General features: G+C 64.6%; 15 protein-coding genes and 1 pseudogene. 8 read left to right on the top strand and 8 right to left on the bottom strand.

Going from position 1 to position 15438, the window contains the following annotated elements:
- Nucleotides 1-91: 91 nt before the first annotated feature.
- From mhpD to L6Q67_RS22855, 4 genes are read right to left on the bottom strand one after another with little or no spacing between them, the layout of a single operon-like run.
- Nucleotides 92-883: a 2-keto-4-pentenoate hydratase gene (mhpD, locus tag L6Q67_RS22870; RefSeq protein ID WP_296575566.1), complete on the bottom strand. Its 792-nt coding sequence runs from the start codon at nt 881-883 to the stop codon at nt 92-94.
- Nucleotides 883-2016 carry an ABC transporter substrate-binding protein gene (locus L6Q67_RS22865; RefSeq protein ID WP_296575564.1) on the bottom strand — a complete coding sequence of 378 codons (1134 nt, stop codon included), beginning with the start codon at nt 2014-2016 and terminating at the stop codon, nt 883-885. Before L6Q67_RS22865 ends, mhpD begins: the two co-directional genes overlap by 1 nt.
- Before the next feature lie 43 nt (nt 2017-2059).
- Nucleotides 2060-3004, bottom strand: coding sequence for a 3-carboxyethylcatechol 2,3-dioxygenase (locus tag L6Q67_RS22860; RefSeq protein WP_296575561.1), 945 nt, complete (start codon nt 3002-3004; stop codon nt 2060-2062).
- The gene (locus tag L6Q67_RS22855; protein ID WP_296575558.1) at nt 3001-4659 is read right to left on the bottom strand and encodes a bifunctional 3-(3-hydroxy-phenyl)propionate/3-hydroxycinnamic acid hydroxylase; all 1659 of its coding nucleotides are present in this window, start codon (nt 4657-4659) and stop codon (nt 3001-3003) included. The genes L6Q67_RS22860 and L6Q67_RS22855 overlap by 4 nt, the downstream gene beginning before the upstream one ends.
- 177 nt (nt 4660-4836) lie before the next feature.
- Here L6Q67_RS22855 and L6Q67_RS22850 point away from each other — a divergent pair, with 177 nt between their 5' ends.
- From L6Q67_RS22850 to L6Q67_RS22830, 5 genes are all read left to right on the top strand, one after another.
- Nucleotides 4837-5646, top strand: coding sequence for a DNA-binding transcriptional regulator (locus L6Q67_RS22850; protein WP_296575553.1), 810 nt, complete (start codon nt 4837-4839; stop codon nt 5644-5646).
- Nucleotides 5647-5998: 352 nt separating this feature from the next.
- Entirely contained in the window at nt 5999-6397 is a 399-nt protein-coding gene (locus L6Q67_RS22845; protein WP_296575550.1) for a hypothetical protein, read from the top strand.
- 194 nt (nt 6398-6591) lie between these two features.
- Nucleotides 6592-7146 (top strand): hypothetical protein, encoded by a 555-nt coding sequence (locus L6Q67_RS22840; RefSeq protein ID WP_296575547.1) that lies wholly within the window; start codon nt 6592-6594, stop codon nt 7144-7146.
- Between the two features lie 403 nt (nt 7147-7549).
- Nucleotides 7550-7816 carry a type II toxin-antitoxin system ParD family antitoxin gene (locus L6Q67_RS22835; RefSeq protein ID WP_296575543.1) on the top strand — a complete coding sequence of 89 codons (267 nt, stop codon included), beginning with the start codon at nt 7550-7552 and terminating at the stop codon, nt 7814-7816.
- Nucleotides 7817-8107, top strand: a complete 291-nt coding sequence (locus tag L6Q67_RS22830; RefSeq protein ID WP_296575540.1) for a type II toxin-antitoxin system RelE/ParE family toxin — start codon at nt 7817-7819, stop codon at nt 8105-8107.
- A gap of 110 nt (nt 8108-8217) precedes the next feature.
- Here L6Q67_RS22830 and L6Q67_RS22825 read toward each other — a convergent pair whose 3' ends face one another.
- The gene (locus L6Q67_RS22825) at nt 8218-9315 is read right to left on the bottom strand and encodes an ABC transporter substrate-binding protein (protein WP_296575536.1); all 1098 of its coding nucleotides are present in this window, start codon (nt 9313-9315) and stop codon (nt 8218-8220) included.
- Nucleotides 9316-9551: 236 nt separating this feature from the next.
- Nucleotides 9552-9992, bottom strand: coding sequence for a copper chaperone PCu(A)C (locus tag L6Q67_RS22820; protein WP_296575568.1), 441 nt, complete (start codon nt 9990-9992; stop codon nt 9552-9554).
- Nucleotides 9993-10214: 222 nt separating this feature from the next.
- Here L6Q67_RS22820 and L6Q67_RS22815 point away from each other — a divergent pair, with 222 nt between their 5' ends.
- Nucleotides 10215-10517: a YkvA family protein gene (locus tag L6Q67_RS22815; protein ID WP_296575524.1), complete on the top strand. Its 303-nt coding sequence runs from the start codon at nt 10215-10217 to the stop codon at nt 10515-10517.
- Here L6Q67_RS22815 and L6Q67_RS22810 read toward each other — a convergent pair.
- Nucleotides 10504-11223 carry a response regulator transcription factor gene (locus tag L6Q67_RS22810; RefSeq protein ID WP_296575521.1) on the bottom strand — a complete coding sequence of 240 codons (720 nt, stop codon included), beginning with the start codon at nt 11221-11223 and terminating at the stop codon, nt 10504-10506. The genes L6Q67_RS22815 and L6Q67_RS22810 overlap by 14 nt on opposite strands.
- 16 nt (nt 11224-11239) lie before the next feature.
- Complete coding sequence (locus L6Q67_RS22805) at nt 11240-13255, bottom strand: PAS-domain containing protein (RefSeq protein ID WP_296575518.1); 2016 nt, start codon at nt 13253-13255, stop codon at nt 11240-11242.
- Nucleotides 13256-13512: 257 nt separating this feature from the next.
- Here L6Q67_RS22805 and L6Q67_RS22800 point away from each other — a divergent pair, with 257 nt between their 5' ends.
- Nucleotides 13513-15159 (top strand): acyl-CoA synthetase, encoded by a 1647-nt coding sequence (locus L6Q67_RS22800; RefSeq protein ID WP_296575515.1) that lies wholly within the window; start codon nt 13513-13515, stop codon nt 15157-15159.
- A 22-nt stretch (nt 15160-15181) separates the two neighbouring features.
- Nucleotides 15182-15438, top strand: a pseudogene (locus L6Q67_RS22795) (electron transfer flavoprotein subunit beta/FixA family protein); the annotation flags it as partial.

The following is a 15438-nucleotide window of genomic DNA, read 5'->3' as shown; positions in this document are numbered from 1 at the left end:
GCCAAGAGGTCGGTCCCGATGTTGCCGGGGCCGATCAGGGCGCATTTGATTTTTTGGGTCATGGCAATTCTCTCTTGTTGGGTGGGACGCGTCAGGCAAACAGGGCCGTGACGCTGCCGAGGCCGTCGATGGACACGTCGAAACGCTCGCCCGGCCGGACGGCGACCATGGGGCCGAGGGCGCCGGTGAGCACGATGTCGCCGGCCAGCAGGGGGCGGCCGCAGCGCACCATCACGTCAGCCAGCCACACGGCGGCGTTGAGGGGGCTGCCCAGGCAGGCCCGGCCGCTGCCCCGGGAGACCACCTCGTCGCCCCGGCGCATTTCCATGGCGCAAGCGGTGAGGTCCACGTCCTGCAGGCGGCGCGGCTGGCCGCCGAGCACGAAGAGGCCGCTGGAGGCGTTGTCGGCCACGGTGTCGACGAAACGGATGTTCCAGCTCTCGATGCGGCTGTCGACGATCTCGATGGCCGGCAGGGCGTACTCGGTGGCGCGGATCAGGTCGGCGTAGGTGTGGCGCTCGTGGGTCAGGTCACGGCCGATGACCAGGGCGACTTCGGCCTCGACCTTGGGCTGGATGAGCCGGCCCAGGGCCACGGGCTCGCCGTCGCCCACGGCCATGTCGGCAAACAGCATGCCGAAGTCGGGCTGATCGACCCCCAGCTGGGCCTGCACGGCCAGGGAGGTGAGGCCGATCTTGCGCCCCACCAGGCGGCGGCCTTCGGCCAGCCAGGCGCGGGTGTTGGCCTCCTGGACGGCGTAGGCACCATCCTGGTCGCACTGGGCCAGGCGGTCACGCAGGGGGGCGATGGGCTGCCCGCTGGCGGCCGCTGCCTTGAGCAGGGCCGCCGCGGCATCCGTGCCGAGCAGGGATGCGTCGCTCATCACTTCACCAGCTTCCAGTGGTTGTTCTCAACCTTGATCAGCACGATGGCGCTGGCGTCGTAGCCGGCGTGGTCGGTGGCGCCCATGGTGTAGACGCCGTTGGTGCCCACCAGCTTGCTGGTCTTCTCGATGCCCTCACGCAGGGCGTTGCGGAACTCCGGGGTACCGGACTTCACCTTGGCCTTCTGGGCGGCGACGATGCCGTTCTGCAGCAGCTGCCAGGCGTCCCAGGAGGCGCCGGCAAAGGTGGAGCGGGAGTCGGGGCCGTTCTTGGCTTCGAGCTCCTTCACGAAGGCCACGCCGGCCTTCTTGGTGGGGTGGCTATCGGGCAGCTGTTCGGCCACCAGCACCGGCCCCACGGGGATCAGGGCGCCTTCCACAGCCTTGCCGCCAACCCGCAGGAACTCCTTGCTGGTGACGCCGTGGGATTGATAGATCTTGCCCTTGTAGCCGCGCTCGCGCAGGGTGATCTGGGGCATGGCGGCGGGGGTGCCGGAGGCGCCCACGAAGACCACATCGGGCTTGGCCGACATGACCTTGAGTACCTGGGCCTGCACGCTGGGGTCGGCGCGGCCGTAGCGCTCGGTGGCGACGATCTTGATCTTGCCTTCGGTGGCCTTGGTGAGGGCCTTCAGCAGCAGCTCGCCCCAGGAGTCGGAGAAGCCGATGAAACCCACGGTCTTGGCGCCGCCTTCCAGCATGTCGGCGACGATGCGGCCCACCATCAGGTCGGCGGAAGGCTCGCTGCGGAAGATGTAGCCGCGCTTGTCGCCGGACACGTCCAGGGGCGCGACGGAGATCATGGGGGTCTTCTCGGCGTTGGCCACGTCGGCCATGGCCACGGCGGTGCTGATCAGGTTGGGGCCGAGGATGGCGTCCACCTTGTCTTCGGAGATCAGCTTGCGCACGTTCTTGACGGCGTTGGTGGGGTCGGTACCGTCATCGAGGAGGATGAAGTTGATCTTCTCGCCACCGATGGTGCTGGGGAACAGGGCCACGGCCTTCTTGGTCTCGGCACCCAGCGCGGCGGCCGGGCCGGTGAGGGAGGCGATGATGCCCACATTGATGTCGGCCAGGGCCGGCGCGGCGGCCAGGGCGGCAATGCCCAGGGCAATGAGTTGGCGGGTTTTCATGGTTTGTCTCCTCGGTTGGGTATCTGGATGCTGTTGTTCGGGGTCAGGCGGCCACGCCGGTCAGGGCGGCAAAGCCGGCGATCCATTCCGGGATCGCCCGGTAGTAGCGGGACTGCACCTGGTAGTGCCCGCCGGTGGCGGCGTTCATGGCGGCGTTGGCGGCCACCCAGGTCTTCACTTCGTGGGCCGAGGCGCCGGCCGCTTCGGTGATGGCGGCGTTGCCGTAGGCGTCGAGGGCGGTCCAGTCCTGGCAGGCCAGGTTGGCCATGAAGGCCTCGTCCCACTGGGGGTTGAGGGGGCGCAGGGGGCTGTCGCCGCCGGCAAACAGGGTAGCAGCGTCGATGGTGCGCTGCTGGCGCGCGGCCCGGGCGTCGGGGGTGGGGTTGCGGCCGGCGATCAGGCGCTCGGCCACCTCGGGCACGGCGGTGGCGATCTGCGGCACCGGCGGGTTGTGGGACAGGCCGCCGGAACCGATGATCAGGGTGCGCTTGCCCAGCTTGCGGGCAAACTCGCCCACCGCCTCGCCAAACTGGCGGGCCCGGCGGAAGCTGATCACCGGCGGCGCCACGCTGTTGATGAAGAGGGGGATCACCGGGTAGCGGGCGAGGCTGCCGCAGATCTCCTCCAGGGGCTGGGCGAAGCCATGATCCACCAGCATGCGGTAGGAGATGGCCAGGTCGATGTCAGCCGCCACCACGTGCTGGGCACAGGCTTCGGCGATGTCCCGGGGCACGTCCAGCGGGCCCGGCGATGTCATGTAGTCGCCCACCGAGGTGGCCGAGGTGCCGATGCACAGCTGGGGCATGGCATCCAGGAAGAAGCCGTTGTAGTGGTCCGGCGCAAAGAGAAAGACGAGCTCGGGATCAAAGGCCTCCACCTCGGCGCGCAGGGTGGCGACGATGCGGCCGGCCTCCTCGACCACGTCGGGCAGCGGGTCTACATAGCCCTTCAGGGGCGTGTGGGAGAGGCATTGCAGCAGAAAGCTCATGCGGCCTCCTGCAGGGCGGCGACCGGGCGGGCGGCATCCACGTTGAGGCCCATCTTGCCGGCCACGGCTTCGAGCAGCTCGTTGATCTCCACCGGGAAGGCGATGCCGGCAACGAAGCGGTCGGGGCGGATCAGGGCGATGGAGCCGGGGTGCTCGCCAAACCAGTCCTTGAGGCGCAGCTGCTCGTCGCCGATGACCTCGGTGGCGGCGCTGATGTCCACCCGGCGCTGCATCTGCACCACCGGTTTGACGGTGAGGATGCGGGCATTCATGGCGGCCAGAATGGCCTTGCTGCGGGGGGTGAGCCAGTAGTTGGGGTCGGCGCCCCAGGACAGCAGCGCAAAACCGGTGCCGATCACGTCGTCGAGCAGCTTCACCTCGCCCGCCTGGGTGCGCACCCGGGGCTGGATGAAGAGACGGCCCACCGGGGAGTTCTTGCGCGGGGTCTTTTCGTGCACCACCAGACCTTCGGCGTAGAAGGGCATGGGCTTGTAGCGCATCTCGCTGAAATAGCGCTTCACCGCCGGGATCTGGTTGAGCAGCCAGGTGCTGGCGTCGCGAACGGCGGCCTTGAAGACATTGCGCGGGTAAAAGATGCGCCCGGCTGCCACCGACAGGTCGATCATGGCCTTGGCGTGGGGCGGGCGCTCGATGTTGTAGGTCTCGAGCAGGGTGTCGGAGGCCAGGCCCTTGACCACCCAGGCCAGCTTCCAGGCCAGGTTGGTGGCGTCGCGCATGCCGGTGTTGTAACCCTGACCCTGCCACACGGGCATGATGTGGGCGGCGTCGCCGGAGAGCATCACGCGGCCCACCTTCCAGCGGTCGGCGATGCGGGCGTTGTGGGTGTAGACGCGCTTGCGGATGAAGTCGAGCTTGTTGATGTCGGTGCCGGCGGGCAGCACCTTGCCCAGCAGCTCGGCCATGCGCGCCGGGGCGGTGATCTGCTCCTCGGTCTCGCCTTCCCACACCATGAACTCGAAGCGGCGCACGCCGTCGGGCAGGGCCACCGACACGTAGGGGCGCTTGGGGTCGGAGTGCATGTAGATGTAGGGCACGCCGAGGGGGTCGTTGCGGATGTCCACCACCAGCCACTGGGACGTATCGGTGAAGCCGCCGAAACCGACGCCCAGCTGGGTGCGCACCACGCTGCGGCCACCATCGGCGCCGACCAGGTAGCGGCAACGCAGGGTCTGGGGGCTACCGGCCTTCTTGATCTTCAGGGTGACACCGTCCTTGTCCTGCTCGAAGGACTCGAGCTCGGAGGACAGGAACACCGAGGCATTGGGGAAACGCTTCAGGCCATTGAGCAGTTCCACATCCACCGCCGGCTGGTTGAAGGCGTTGCGGCGCGACCAGCCGAACTCGTCGGTGCGCGGCTCGATGGAGGCATACACCCGGCCGCTGGCATTGACGAAGCGCATCCAGTGGAAGGGGGTGAGGTGCTGCTGCACCTGTTCCACCAGACCGATGCCCTGGATGCTGCGCAGGCACTCGTCGTCCATACCCACGGCGCGGGGGTAGTCGATGAGGGCATCACCCTTTTCGAGGAGCATCACGCTGATGCCGTGCAAACCGAGGGTGTTGGCAATGGTCAGGCCGACCGGGCCGGCGCCGACGACGATCACGTCGGCATCGAAGCCTTGAATCTCGCTCATGAATTGTCTCCTGGTGTTTCCGGTTCGCCAGGAGAAGCCCCCGTGGAACGGATGGGCCGGCGCCGGAAATTACGTTATGAGAAACTTGTTGAGCGGATTCTAGGGTTGCGACTCGGGCAGGTAAAAAATAAAATCGAAACGTCCACTCCTTGCACAACATTGATTTAAATCAAAAATTTGCCACGCAAAAACACCGGCTCCGAGTACGCCCTGGTCCGCGGCCTGACCCGCGGGCTGGACCTGCTGCGGGCCATCAACGTGCAGGAAGGGGGGCGCTCCAGCCTCGCCCAACTGGCCGAAGCCACCGGTCTGCATCGCACCACGGTGCGCCGCCTGCTCGAAACCCTGATCGCCGAAGGCTATGTGCGGCGCAGCGATTCGGACGACAGCTATTGCCTGGCCTTGCGGGTGCGCTCCCTGGCGGAAGGCTTCCGGGATGACGATTGGATCTCCGGCATCGTCGCCCCGGCCCTGTCGGAGCTGCTGCAGGCCGTGGTGTGGCCCTCGGACCTGACCACCCCCCAGGGCGCCCACCTGGTCATCCGCGAATCCACCCACCGCTTCAGCCCCCTGTCCTTCCACCGTGCCATGGTGGGCCAGACCATGCCCATGCTGCTCACCGCCGCCGGCCGCGCCTTCCTGGCCGCCTGCCCGGACGATCAGCGCGAGGAAATCCTGCAACTGGTCCGCGCCGGCAACGACGACCAGGCCCGCCTGGCGGCGGACGAACGCTTTGTGGCCAACGTGCTGGGGCGTACCCGCGAACAGGGCTACGGAAGCAACGACGGAGAATGGACCTCCCAGCGCAAGGTGGGGGCCATTGCGCTGCCGATCATGCTGAATCAGCGCCCGCTGGGGGCGATCAACCTTGTCTATCTGAACCGCATGGTGACGCTGAAGGAGGCAGAACGGCGCTACCTGCCCGCGCTACAGCGGGCGGTGAGCCGGATCGAGGAGAAACTGGCAGAGCAGCAGGGGCTACGGTAGGGGGCTGCTAAGTCAGCGACAGCCACACGCGCCGCCAGCGAGCACGGGCACACAAAAAATTCACTTGTCATTAATATAAGCTTAGCGGTAAATTCACACCGCATGAACATATCCGATTACTTAGGGCTGCAGTGCTTACCCATCGGCAAGCCTCCAGAAGATCCAACCATCGTAGCAATCAGCCCCCCAAGCTCCCGAAGGGGAGACGACATCTTGGCTGACGGTATCTTGATGGCATTTTCAAGATTCACAACACGACCAATCGGTGCGTCCTGGAAAATTGGGCAACAGATGCCACCCACTTGACATCAGAAATTTAAACAACCCTCAGGGGAGAAATATGGCTTTCAGAATGAAGACCTTTTTTCTCACAGCCCCTCTTCTTTTTGCTTCGTTTTCGTCTATTGCCGAATCCACTGACACTCGCTTGGTCGGAAATTGGCAGGGACAAAGAAGCCAAGAAGGAAAGTGCTCATTTATGGCTTGGAAAATGGGCAGAACAGCAGACGGGAAATTCGAAGCCACCTTTTACAGCGACCCGGGAAAAACACGAATCCTTGGGAAGGAGAGGGGGCACTGGGAAGTCAAAGACGGCAGACTATCACTGCTTACTGATGGCGTCCTAACCCCTGATTTATACGTCTATACGTTTATTGACAATAACGCAGTAAAGTTCTCAAACGTAAAGCGTGACCCAACAGCAGACTGCATGGCCGACTATGAATTTACAGATCATCGGGTTCTTCAGTAAGTAGTTTGCCAGGCCAACCCAATTCGGTTGCTGCTCCCCATTCAGGCGTGCCACTCACAATTCCCGGGCACGCTTTCTGACGCAGAGCAGCGAGCACATCAAACGGATTAAGAATCTCCTTTTTAATCATTCAGGCAGACCTACCGCGGTCAGCCGGACCACTCCTATCACTTCGGACTTCAGGAATAGAATTCGTGCGCCATTTACTGATCGGTATGCTCACGCTGTCGTTATCAGGCTGCGCAGCTCTTACCTACACGGAACCACAAACAGGGAGTCGGGCCAGAGTGAGATTTGTAACAGACACGGTTTCCCCATCTGTATTGAAAGTATATGACGGAGATGATTGCTCTGGAGCTGAACACGAGTGGATGCGCCTGCGTGTCGGCACATTGCTAAGAGGATCTGTAAAGCGATTGGGGATGCCTCTATGGAATTATCACGACAACGCTGCAAAGGAAGTCTACGTATCGAACGACAAACCTCTATATGCAATGTTCTGGGGGAACGAAATAGAAGGCAGCTTCCACTATCAATGCGGCGTCCCTCTTAAAATTCAGTTCCAAGAAAACAAGGACTATGAGGTCAGGTACCGCTGGAACAGATCGCAGTGCACAGTGATCTTCTCAGAGATCCTGAGGAATGATGCGGGCGAGCACTTCGCGCAAGAAAAGGAAATCTTCAACAACAAGACCACCACAAAAGACAGCGGCTGCCAAAAGCAGTTTACGCGACTCAGATTCGATTAATAATGATGCATCCGGCTGACTACCCATGGTCAAGCTACCGGGCCACTGCCGAGTGGTGAGGCCAGCCCGCTCATCCAGGTGCACGGTCTCTATTCGGCACTGGGGCAGGATGCGGAACGACGGCAAGCGACGTATCGGGAGTTGTTCCGGCACGAACAGGAACCCGGGCTGGTGGATCAGATTCGGCGTGCGACGAATGGCGACTTTGTGCTGGGTGACGAGCGCTTAGCCAGGGACATCGAGGCGGTCGTTGGCCGCAGGGCGGTACCGAGTCAGTCGGGGCGACCGCGCAAGTGTGCTGAACCAGAGTCCGGAGCCTTGCCTGATGGGTGACACCAAGATGAATGTCAATCTTTGACATAGCCTGATAGGATGGGCAGCTCTTGATCAGGAGGCGCGAATCATGGGCATGAACGTCAACCTCACCCCTCAGCTTGAGGAGATGGTGCGAGCAAAAGTCAGCTCCGGCCTGTACACATCCGCGAGCGAGGTCGTTCGGGAGGCACTCCGCCTGATGGAGGAGCAGGACCGCATGCGAGAGGCAAAACTGGAGGAGCTGCGTCGCGAAGTCCGCAAGGGACTGGAGAGTGGGCCGAGTGCAGCCTGGGACGCCGCAGCCCTGAAAAAGAAAGCGCGCGCTCGGAAAGCAGCCAAGTCGGACGCTGCGTGAATGGCGCGCGTCACGCGTCGCCCCCAGGCGGAAACCGACATTCTCGATATCTGGAGCTACATCGCAGAGGACAGCGTTGTCGAAGCAGATCGCTGGGTCGATCGCCTGGACGAGAGCCTGACCCTGTGGGCGACTCAACCCGAGATGGGACGGGCTCGTGATGAGCTGTCACCCGGGATCCACAGCCTTGCATTCGGCCGGTACGTCGTTTTCTTCATGCCCTTGCTCGACGGGATTGATGTTGTCCGGGTTCTGCATGGTTCCAGGGATCTCGACGAGCAGTTTCGGTAATTGACAGGGAAAACTGCAGGCGGCCCCAGTTTTGCCCCGGATATCCCCTCTTCTGGCGCTGAAACCAGCCTGGCGCTCCTTGATCGGGGCCCCTGAATCCGTTTGCCGCCTCAGACCGCCCAGCTTCCGTCCGCGCGCAGCATGGAAAGATCAACGTACTTCGACCCGGCATGGTTGCCGGGCGAGAACTTCACCCGATAGCCACCGACATCGACATTGGTGTTGTTGAGGGCCGTCAGCAGCCCATCCGGACCGTTGGCGCGCTTGAGCACATCCGTCATGACCTTGGCGGCGATGAAGCCCTCCAGCGCGACCGGCGTCACCGCGGTGCCGGCCGGAAGCATCCTGGCGAATTCGCTGAAGATGCCCACGCCCTTGAGCGGTACCACCTGGCTGACCATGACCCCGGTTTTATCCTTGCCCAGGGCATTGGCCAGCGAAGTCGGGCCGACAAAGCTGATGCTGGCGAAGCTGGCCGGGCTGCCCATGGCGCGCGCCTGCTTGATGAAGGCAGCGGCCGTACCGTAGGTGGAAACAATCACGACGAGGTCCGGACTGGCCGGCAGGATGGCCTTGAGCGCAGCCTCGACATTGGCCGAATTGCGCTCGACCGTCCCTGTCGCCACAACCTTCGCCCCCCGACTGCCGAGCGCCTTGACCACCCCGTTGAGGCCAGCCTGGCCATACGCATCGTTCTGATAGACCACGGCAAACTTGCGTTGAAGGAGGCTCCAGAAATGCTGGACTAGATGCTCCGTCTCTTCAAAATACGAGGCGCGAATATTGAAGATCAGCGGATGATTCGGACTTCTCAGCGCTTCGGCTCCGGTAAACGGGGCGATGAACGGCAGATTGGCCTGCTCGAAAATGGGCTTCGCCGCCAGCGAAGTGGGCGTGCCCACATAGCCGAACAACGCTGCGACGCCTTTCTTGACGAAGGCATCGGTATTGGCCTTCGTCCGTTCAGGCTCATAGCCATCGTCGAGCGTCTCGAGGCGGATGTTGCGTCCGCCGACCCCGCCCCGGGCATTGACGTTGTTGAACCAGAGCAAGGCGCCATCCCGCATCTCGACCCCAAGATCCTTGGCCGGCCCGGAGAGGGGAACCGACTGGCCGAGGACGATATCCCCCGGAGTGGCCAGCGCCCTGCGATTGGCCAGCGTGAGGGAAAGCAGCGCCCCCACATTGAGAAACTGACGACGATTCATGATCTACCCCGAAATCTGCAACAAGACGGTTTCCACAAAGCACCAAGCATTCCACATGCCATATCTCATAAGGATATCCAGACAAAGGAATATTTGACCCTGGAAAGGCGCTCAAGCGGAAAATAAATCAGGGGCAGGAACGTTGCGAGACGGGTGAGAAGGGGGGTTGTGCGCGGTCCCCGGCGCCTCGAGCGTGACTGAAGGATGCCCGAGCCATGGAGCCCGGGCTCCGGGCATCAATGGTGGTGCTTGTGGTCCATCGGCGCCGCCGCGGTCAGATCGCGCACCTCGGCTTTCACTTCCACGTTTTCCACCTTCCTGTCCTTGCCCTCCACCTTCAGGGTGATGGGCACCACCTCACCCTTGGCGAGGGGCTTGTTCAGGTCGATGAGCATGACGTGATAGCTGCCGGGCTTGAGCTCGACAGGCTTGCCCGGCTGCACATCGAGACGCGGGACGGCACGCATCCTCATCACGTTGTTGTCCATGACCATCTCGTGCAGTTCCACCACTTTGGCAGCGGGGCTGGCCACGCCCACCAGGGTCACGCCGCCCTTGCTGCTGAGCTGCATGAAGGCGCCGGTCGCCTTCTGGGCCGGGACGGTGCCACGCACCCAGGGCTCCTTGATCTCCAGGTCGGCGGCCACGGCAGCGCCGGCAACGAGACTGGTCAGCATCAGGGCAACGATTTTGCGGGTTTGACTCACGACAGACTCCTTGAATTGAACGGGCAGCAGCTTAACGCGAGGCGGGCGGGCGGTGCGGTCCGGCGCGGTGCGCTGCGACCTTTTGCCGCGGCAATCAACCACGAAACGCATGCTTACAAAACCCGGGGGCACTTCTGGACGCCATCACCCGTCTGAGCCCCTGTCCTTCACCCCGTCTGGGAGATCGCTGCCATGTTCAAGAAGTTTGCCGCCTTGTATGCCCTGATCCGCAAGGATGCCGCCATTCTGTGGTACGCCCTGCGTCACCCGGCCCGGCCGGGCTGGCTGCGGCCGTCGGTGGCAATGATCGCGCTCTACCTGATCTCGCCGGTGGATCTGATCCCCGACGTGCTGCCGGTGATCGGCCTGGTGGACGATCTGGTGCTGATTCCGCTGCTGGTGGCCTGGCTGGTGCGCATGCTGCCCGAGGCCCTGCGCCGCGGCCAGGCCGACCACGCCCGGACCATCGACGTGGTGCCGGTCAGGACCAGGTGACGGTGGCCGCCAGCAGATAGCCGGCGCCATACACCGTCTTGATCAGCTTGGCGTGCTGGGGATTTTCCTCGAAACGCCGGCGCAGGCGGGAGATGCGCAGGTCGATGCTGCGGTCCAGGGCGGATACGTCCCGCCCGCCGAGCAGCTGCTCGCGGGTGAGGATGTGGTTGGGATGGGCCAGCAGCACCGACAGCAGCTGGGCTTCGGCGGTGCTGAGGGTTTCCTGCTGGCCGGCGGGGTTGATCAGGGTGTTGCTGCCCGGCTCGAAGCGCCAGCCGGCAAACTCGGCCACCCGCTGGGCCGGGTCGGCGGGCAGCACCACCTGCCCCGGATAGCGGCGCAGGATGCTGCGCACCCGGGCGATCAGCTCCCGGGGCTCGAAGGGCTTGACCACGTAGTCGTCGGCGCCCAGTTCCAGGCCCATCACCCGGTCGTAGATGTCACCGCGGCCGGTGACCACCAGCAGGCCGCAGGTGTGCTTGCCACGCATCTGCTGCAGCACCGCCATGCCGTCCATGTCGGGCAGCCCCAGGTCGAGCACGACGAGATCCGGCGCCCGGTGGCGCAGGCCATGGAAAAAGGCCTCGGCCGTACGGAACAGCTCGGTGCGATAGCCGAATTTTTCCAGGGTGTCGGCGATGAGGCGGGCGATGGCCGCCTCGTCTTCGACCACGTAGATGAGCTCGGGGCTGCGGGCGGTAGACATGGCTGGGGAGCTTGGCTCAAGCGCCCAGCGGACGCAAGGCCGCCAGCAGCTTGTCCCGGGTGAAGGGCTTGGCCAGCAGGGGCAGGTCGGCGTCCTGGTCCGGCCCCCCGGCGTGGGATTCGGCAAAGCCGCTCATCAGCACCATCGGCAGATCGGGCCGGAAGCGTCGCACGAAGCGCGCCAGGGCCCGGCCGTCCATCACGCCGGGCATCACCACGTCGGAGATGACCAGGGCGATGGCCGGGATGTTCTCGACCATGTCGGCAGCCTCGGCGCCGTTCTCGGCCTCAACCACGGCGCAGCCCAGTTCGGCCAGCTGCATGCGCACCACGCTGCGCACGTCGGCGTCGTCCTCGGCCAGCAGCACCAGCTTGCCGGCCAGATCGGCCGCATCCACCTCCCGCCCCGCCGGCAGCAGGGCTTCGGGCGCATCTTCCTCGACCCGCGGCAGCAGCACCGCCACCGTGGTGCCCCGGGCCTGGCGGCTGCGGATGCGCACCCCGCCCCCCGACTGTTTGGTGAAGCCATACACCATGGACATGCCCAGGCCACTGCCCAGACCAAACTGCTTGGTGGTGAAGAAGGGCTCGAAGACCCGCGCCAGCGTGCTGCCGTCCATGCCCATGCCGTTGTCGGTGACGGCGATCTGGACGTAATCACCGGGGGGCACTTCCAGGTCGGCGGCGGCATGGATGCCGAGCTGTTCGAGGGATGACTCGATGCGCAGCTCGCCGCCGTTGGGCATGGCATCGCGGGCATTGAGGGCCAGGTTGAGCAGGGCGTTCTCGAGCTGGTGGGCGTCCACCATGGCCACCAGGCAGGGCTCGCGGCTCGCCGTGCTGACGGCGATGGTGCTGGGCAGGGAGCGGCGGATGAGCTTGGACATGCCGAGGATCAGCTCGTTGACCTCCACCGGCTTGGGCTCCAGGGGCTGGCGCCGGGCAAATCCGAGCAGCCTGCGGATCAACTCGGCGCCCCGGTTGGCGGCGTGCATGGCGGGCTCGACGAAGTTCTCGGTGAGGGGGTCGTCGGGGTGGTTCTCCTTGAGGGCCACCAGGTTGCCGATGACCACCGTGAGCATGTTGTTGAAGTCGTGGGCCAGCCCGCCGGTGAGCTGGCCGATGGCTTCCATCTTCTGGGCCTGGGCCAGGGCAGCTTGGGTACGACGCTGCTCGGTGACATCCACCGAGTGCACGTAGCAGCCCAGCACCGTGCCGTCGGGGGCGACGTCGGGCACCAGGGTGCTGCGGGCCCTCGCCGGGCTGCCGTCGCGGCCGGTGAGCTGGTATTCATAGGTGACCCGCTCGCCCCCCAGGGCCCGGGCCACGTGGGCCTGCACCACCTCGAAGACCTCCTGTCCGACCACATCCTGGATCTTGCGTCCCTCCACCTGGTCGGCCGACCAGCCGAACCACTCGGCATAGCCCTTGTTGGCGTAGCGGTAGGCCCAGTCCCGATCAAAGTAGGCGACGGCCGCCGGGATGGCGTCGGTGATCTCGCGCAGGCGCTGCTCGCTGCGGCGCAAGGCCTGGGTGATGGCCTTGTTGCTCTCGATGGCAGCGGTCAGCTCCTCGTTGGCCCGGGTCAGGGCCTCGGTGCGGGACTCGATGTGCTCCTCCAGCTCGGCCTGGTGGCGGGCGATCTGCTCGGCAGCCCGGCGCTGCTCGGTGATGTCGGTGTACACGGTGATGAAGCCCTGGTGGGGCAAGGGAAAGCCGCGGATGGACAGGATGCGTCCGTTGGGGCGGATGCGCTCGGTGACGTGGGGCTGGAAGCTGCGGGCGCGGGTCACCCGCTCGGCCACCTGGGCGAGCGGGTCGCCGGGGCCATAATCGCCCCGCTCGGCGTTGAAACGGATGAAATCCTCGAAGGACACGCCGGGCCGCGCCAGGCTGTCGGGGAAGTCCAGCAGGCGCAAAAAGGCTGAATTCCACGCCACCATGCGCAGCTCGGCGTCGAACACGGTCACGCCCTGATCGAGCAGGTCGAGCCCCGCCCCCAGCATTTCCTGGTAACGCCGTTCAGGGGACACCGCTGTTTCCCCACCCCCGGCCGGTTCCGGATGTCCGTTCATCGCCACTCCGCAGACACGTTTCTTGGCATTGATTCTAGCCACAGCCCGGGCCCCCGAAAGGGGCCGACAAAATTCAGTACATTTCCACCAAAGTTCCGACAACTTTGTTTGCGAATCTTCGCCCCGATCCCCGGCAGTCCGTCACGGACGCCTCAAAGGGGAAGGCCCCAGAGCCACTGCTGCACCCATGTGGTGGCGTCAGAAACCAGGAGGAGATGAAGGTGTCGAACACCCCGTACGATATCGGGCTGGACAAGTGTGCAGCCAACCACGTCCCGCTCTCGCCGCTGTCCTTTCTCGAGCGCACAGCGCAGATCTATCCCCAGCGCACCTCGGTGATCCACGGCACCCGCCGCTTCACTTGGAGCGACACCTACGCCCGCTGCCGCCGCCTGGCCAGCGCCCTGGCCCAGCGCGGCATCGGCCGCGGCGACACCGTGGCGGTGATGCTGCCCAACGTGCCCGCCATGGTCGAAGCCCACTTCGGCGTGCCCATGACCGGCGCCGTGCTGAATACCCTCAACACCCGCCTCGACCCGGAAGCCATTGCCTTCATGCTGGCCCACGGCGAGGCCAAGGTGCTCATCACCGACCCCGAGTTCGCCGCCATCATCGCCCCGGCGCTGGAACTGTTGGAAGGGCCCAAACCCCTGGTGATCGACGCCCTCGACGCGGAATACCCGGGCACCACCTGCCTGGGCGAGATCGAGTACGAGGACTTCCTGGCCAAGGGTGACCCGGCCTACGCCTGGTCCCTGCCCACCGACGAGTGGGACGCCATTGCCCTCAATTACACCTCGGGCACCACCGGCAACCCCAAGGGCGTGGTCTTCCACCACCGCGGCGCCTACCTCAACTCGGCCTCCAACATCATCAGCTGGGGCATGCCCCAGCACGCGGTGTACCTCTGGACCCTGCCCCTCTTCCACTGCAACGGCTGGTGCTTCGCCTGGACCCTGGCCGCCAACGCCGGCGTCAATGTGTGCCTGCGCAAGGTGGATGTAGCCCTGATCTACGAGCTGATCCGCGAACACAAGGTGAGCCACTTCTGCGGTGCTCCGATCGTGCACGGCATGCTCATCAATGCCCCCGAAGGCCTGCGCACCGGCATCGAACACAAGGTCTCGGCCCTCATCGCCGGCGCCGCGCCCCCCGCCGCCATCATCGAAGGCATGGAGCGCATCGGCTTCGACATCACCCATGTGTATGGCCTGACCGAAACCTACGGCCCGGCATCCGTGTGTGCCAAGCACCCCGAGTGGGACGCACTCCCCATCGCCCAGCGCGCCGAGCGCAACGGCCGCCAGGGGGTGCGCTACCACATGCAGGAAGCCATCACCGTGCTCGACCCGCAAACCATGGAGCCGGTGCCCGCCGACGGCGAGACCATGGGCGAGATCATGTTCCGCGGCAACCTGGTGATGAAGGGCTACCTGAAGAACGAGAAGGCCACCGAAGAGGCCTTTGCCGGCGGCTGGTTCCACACCGGCGACCTGGCGGTGATGCACCCGGACGGTTACGTAAAGATCAAGGACCGCTCCAAGGACGTGATCATCTCCGGCGGCGAGAACATCTCCTCCCTCGAAGTGGAAGACGTGCTCTACCGCCACCCGGCCGTGATGACCGCCGCCGTGGTGGCCCGGCCCGACGAGAAGTGGGGCGAGGTGCCGGCCGCCTACATCGAGGTCAAGGAGGACGCCAAGGTCACGGTGGAGGACATCATCGCCCACTGCCGCGAGCACCTGGCCCGCTACAAGGTACCGAAGCACGTGGAGTTCTGCGTCCTGCCCAAGACTTCCACCGGAAAGATCCAGAAGTTCGTCCTGCGCCAGCAGGCCAAGTCGGCCTCGGCCATTGAATAAGTCCAACGGAGACTAGCAAGCCATGAAGATTCTCGTTCCCGTGAAGCGGGTCATCGATTACAACGTCAAGGTCCGCGTCAAGGCCGATCAGAGCGGCGTCGAGCTGGCCAACGTGAAGATGGCCATGAACCCCTTTGACGAAATCGCCGTCGAGGAGGCCGTGCGCGTGAAGGAAGCCGGCAAGGCCGCCGAGGTGGTGGCCGTATCCGCCGGCGCGGCCCAGAGCCAGGAAACCCTGCGCACCGCCATGGCCATCGGCGCCGACCGGGGCATCCTGAT

Source organism: Zoogloea sp. (genome assembly GCF_023150065.1).
Taxonomy (GTDB): Bacteria; Pseudomonadota; Gammaproteobacteria; order Burkholderiales; family Rhodocyclaceae; genus Zoogloea.
Note: the sequence above shows the minus strand (reverse complement) of the source record. Positions and strands in the feature narration are given on the sequence as shown.

Coding starts and splice junctions, on each gene's coding strand:
- L6Q67_RS22825 (WP_296575536.1), bottom strand. CDS start 9,315: ATGAATCGTCGTCAGTTTCTCAATGTGGGGGCGCTGCTTTCCCTCACG.
- L6Q67_RS22815 (WP_296575524.1), top strand. CDS start 10,215: ATGTTCAAGAAGTTTGCCGCCTTGTATGCCCTGATCCGCAAGGATGCC.
- L6Q67_RS22835 (WP_296575543.1), top strand. CDS start 7,550: ATGGGCATGAACGTCAACCTCACCCCTCAGCTTGAGGAGATGGTGCGA.
- L6Q67_RS22820 (WP_296575568.1), bottom strand. CDS start 9,992: ATGCTGACCAGTCTCGTTGCCGGCGCTGCCGTGGCCGCCGACCTGGAG.
- mhpD (WP_296575566.1), bottom strand. CDS start 883: ATGAGCGACGCATCCCTGCTCGGCACGGATGCCGCGGCGGCCCTGCTC.
- L6Q67_RS22830 (WP_296575540.1), top strand. CDS start 7,817: ATGGCGCGCGTCACGCGTCGCCCCCAGGCGGAAACCGACATTCTCGAT.
- L6Q67_RS22800 (WP_296575515.1), top strand. CDS start 13,513: ATGAAGGTGTCGAACACCCCGTACGATATCGGGCTGGACAAGTGTGCA.
- L6Q67_RS22855 (WP_296575558.1), bottom strand. CDS start 4,659: ATGAGCGAGATTCAAGGCTTCGATGCCGACGTGATCGTCGTCGGCGCC.
- L6Q67_RS22845 (WP_296575550.1), top strand. CDS start 5,999: ATGAAGACCTTTTTTCTCACAGCCCCTCTTCTTTTTGCTTCGTTTTCG.
- L6Q67_RS22810 (WP_296575521.1), bottom strand. CDS start 11,223: ATGTCTACCGCCCGCAGCCCCGAGCTCATCTACGTGGTCGAAGACGAG.
- L6Q67_RS22860 (WP_296575561.1), bottom strand. CDS start 3,004: ATGAGCTTTCTGCTGCAATGCCTCTCCCACACGCCCCTGAAGGGCTAT.
- L6Q67_RS22865 (WP_296575564.1), bottom strand. CDS start 2,016: ATGAAAACCCGCCAACTCATTGCCCTGGGCATTGCCGCCCTGGCCGCC.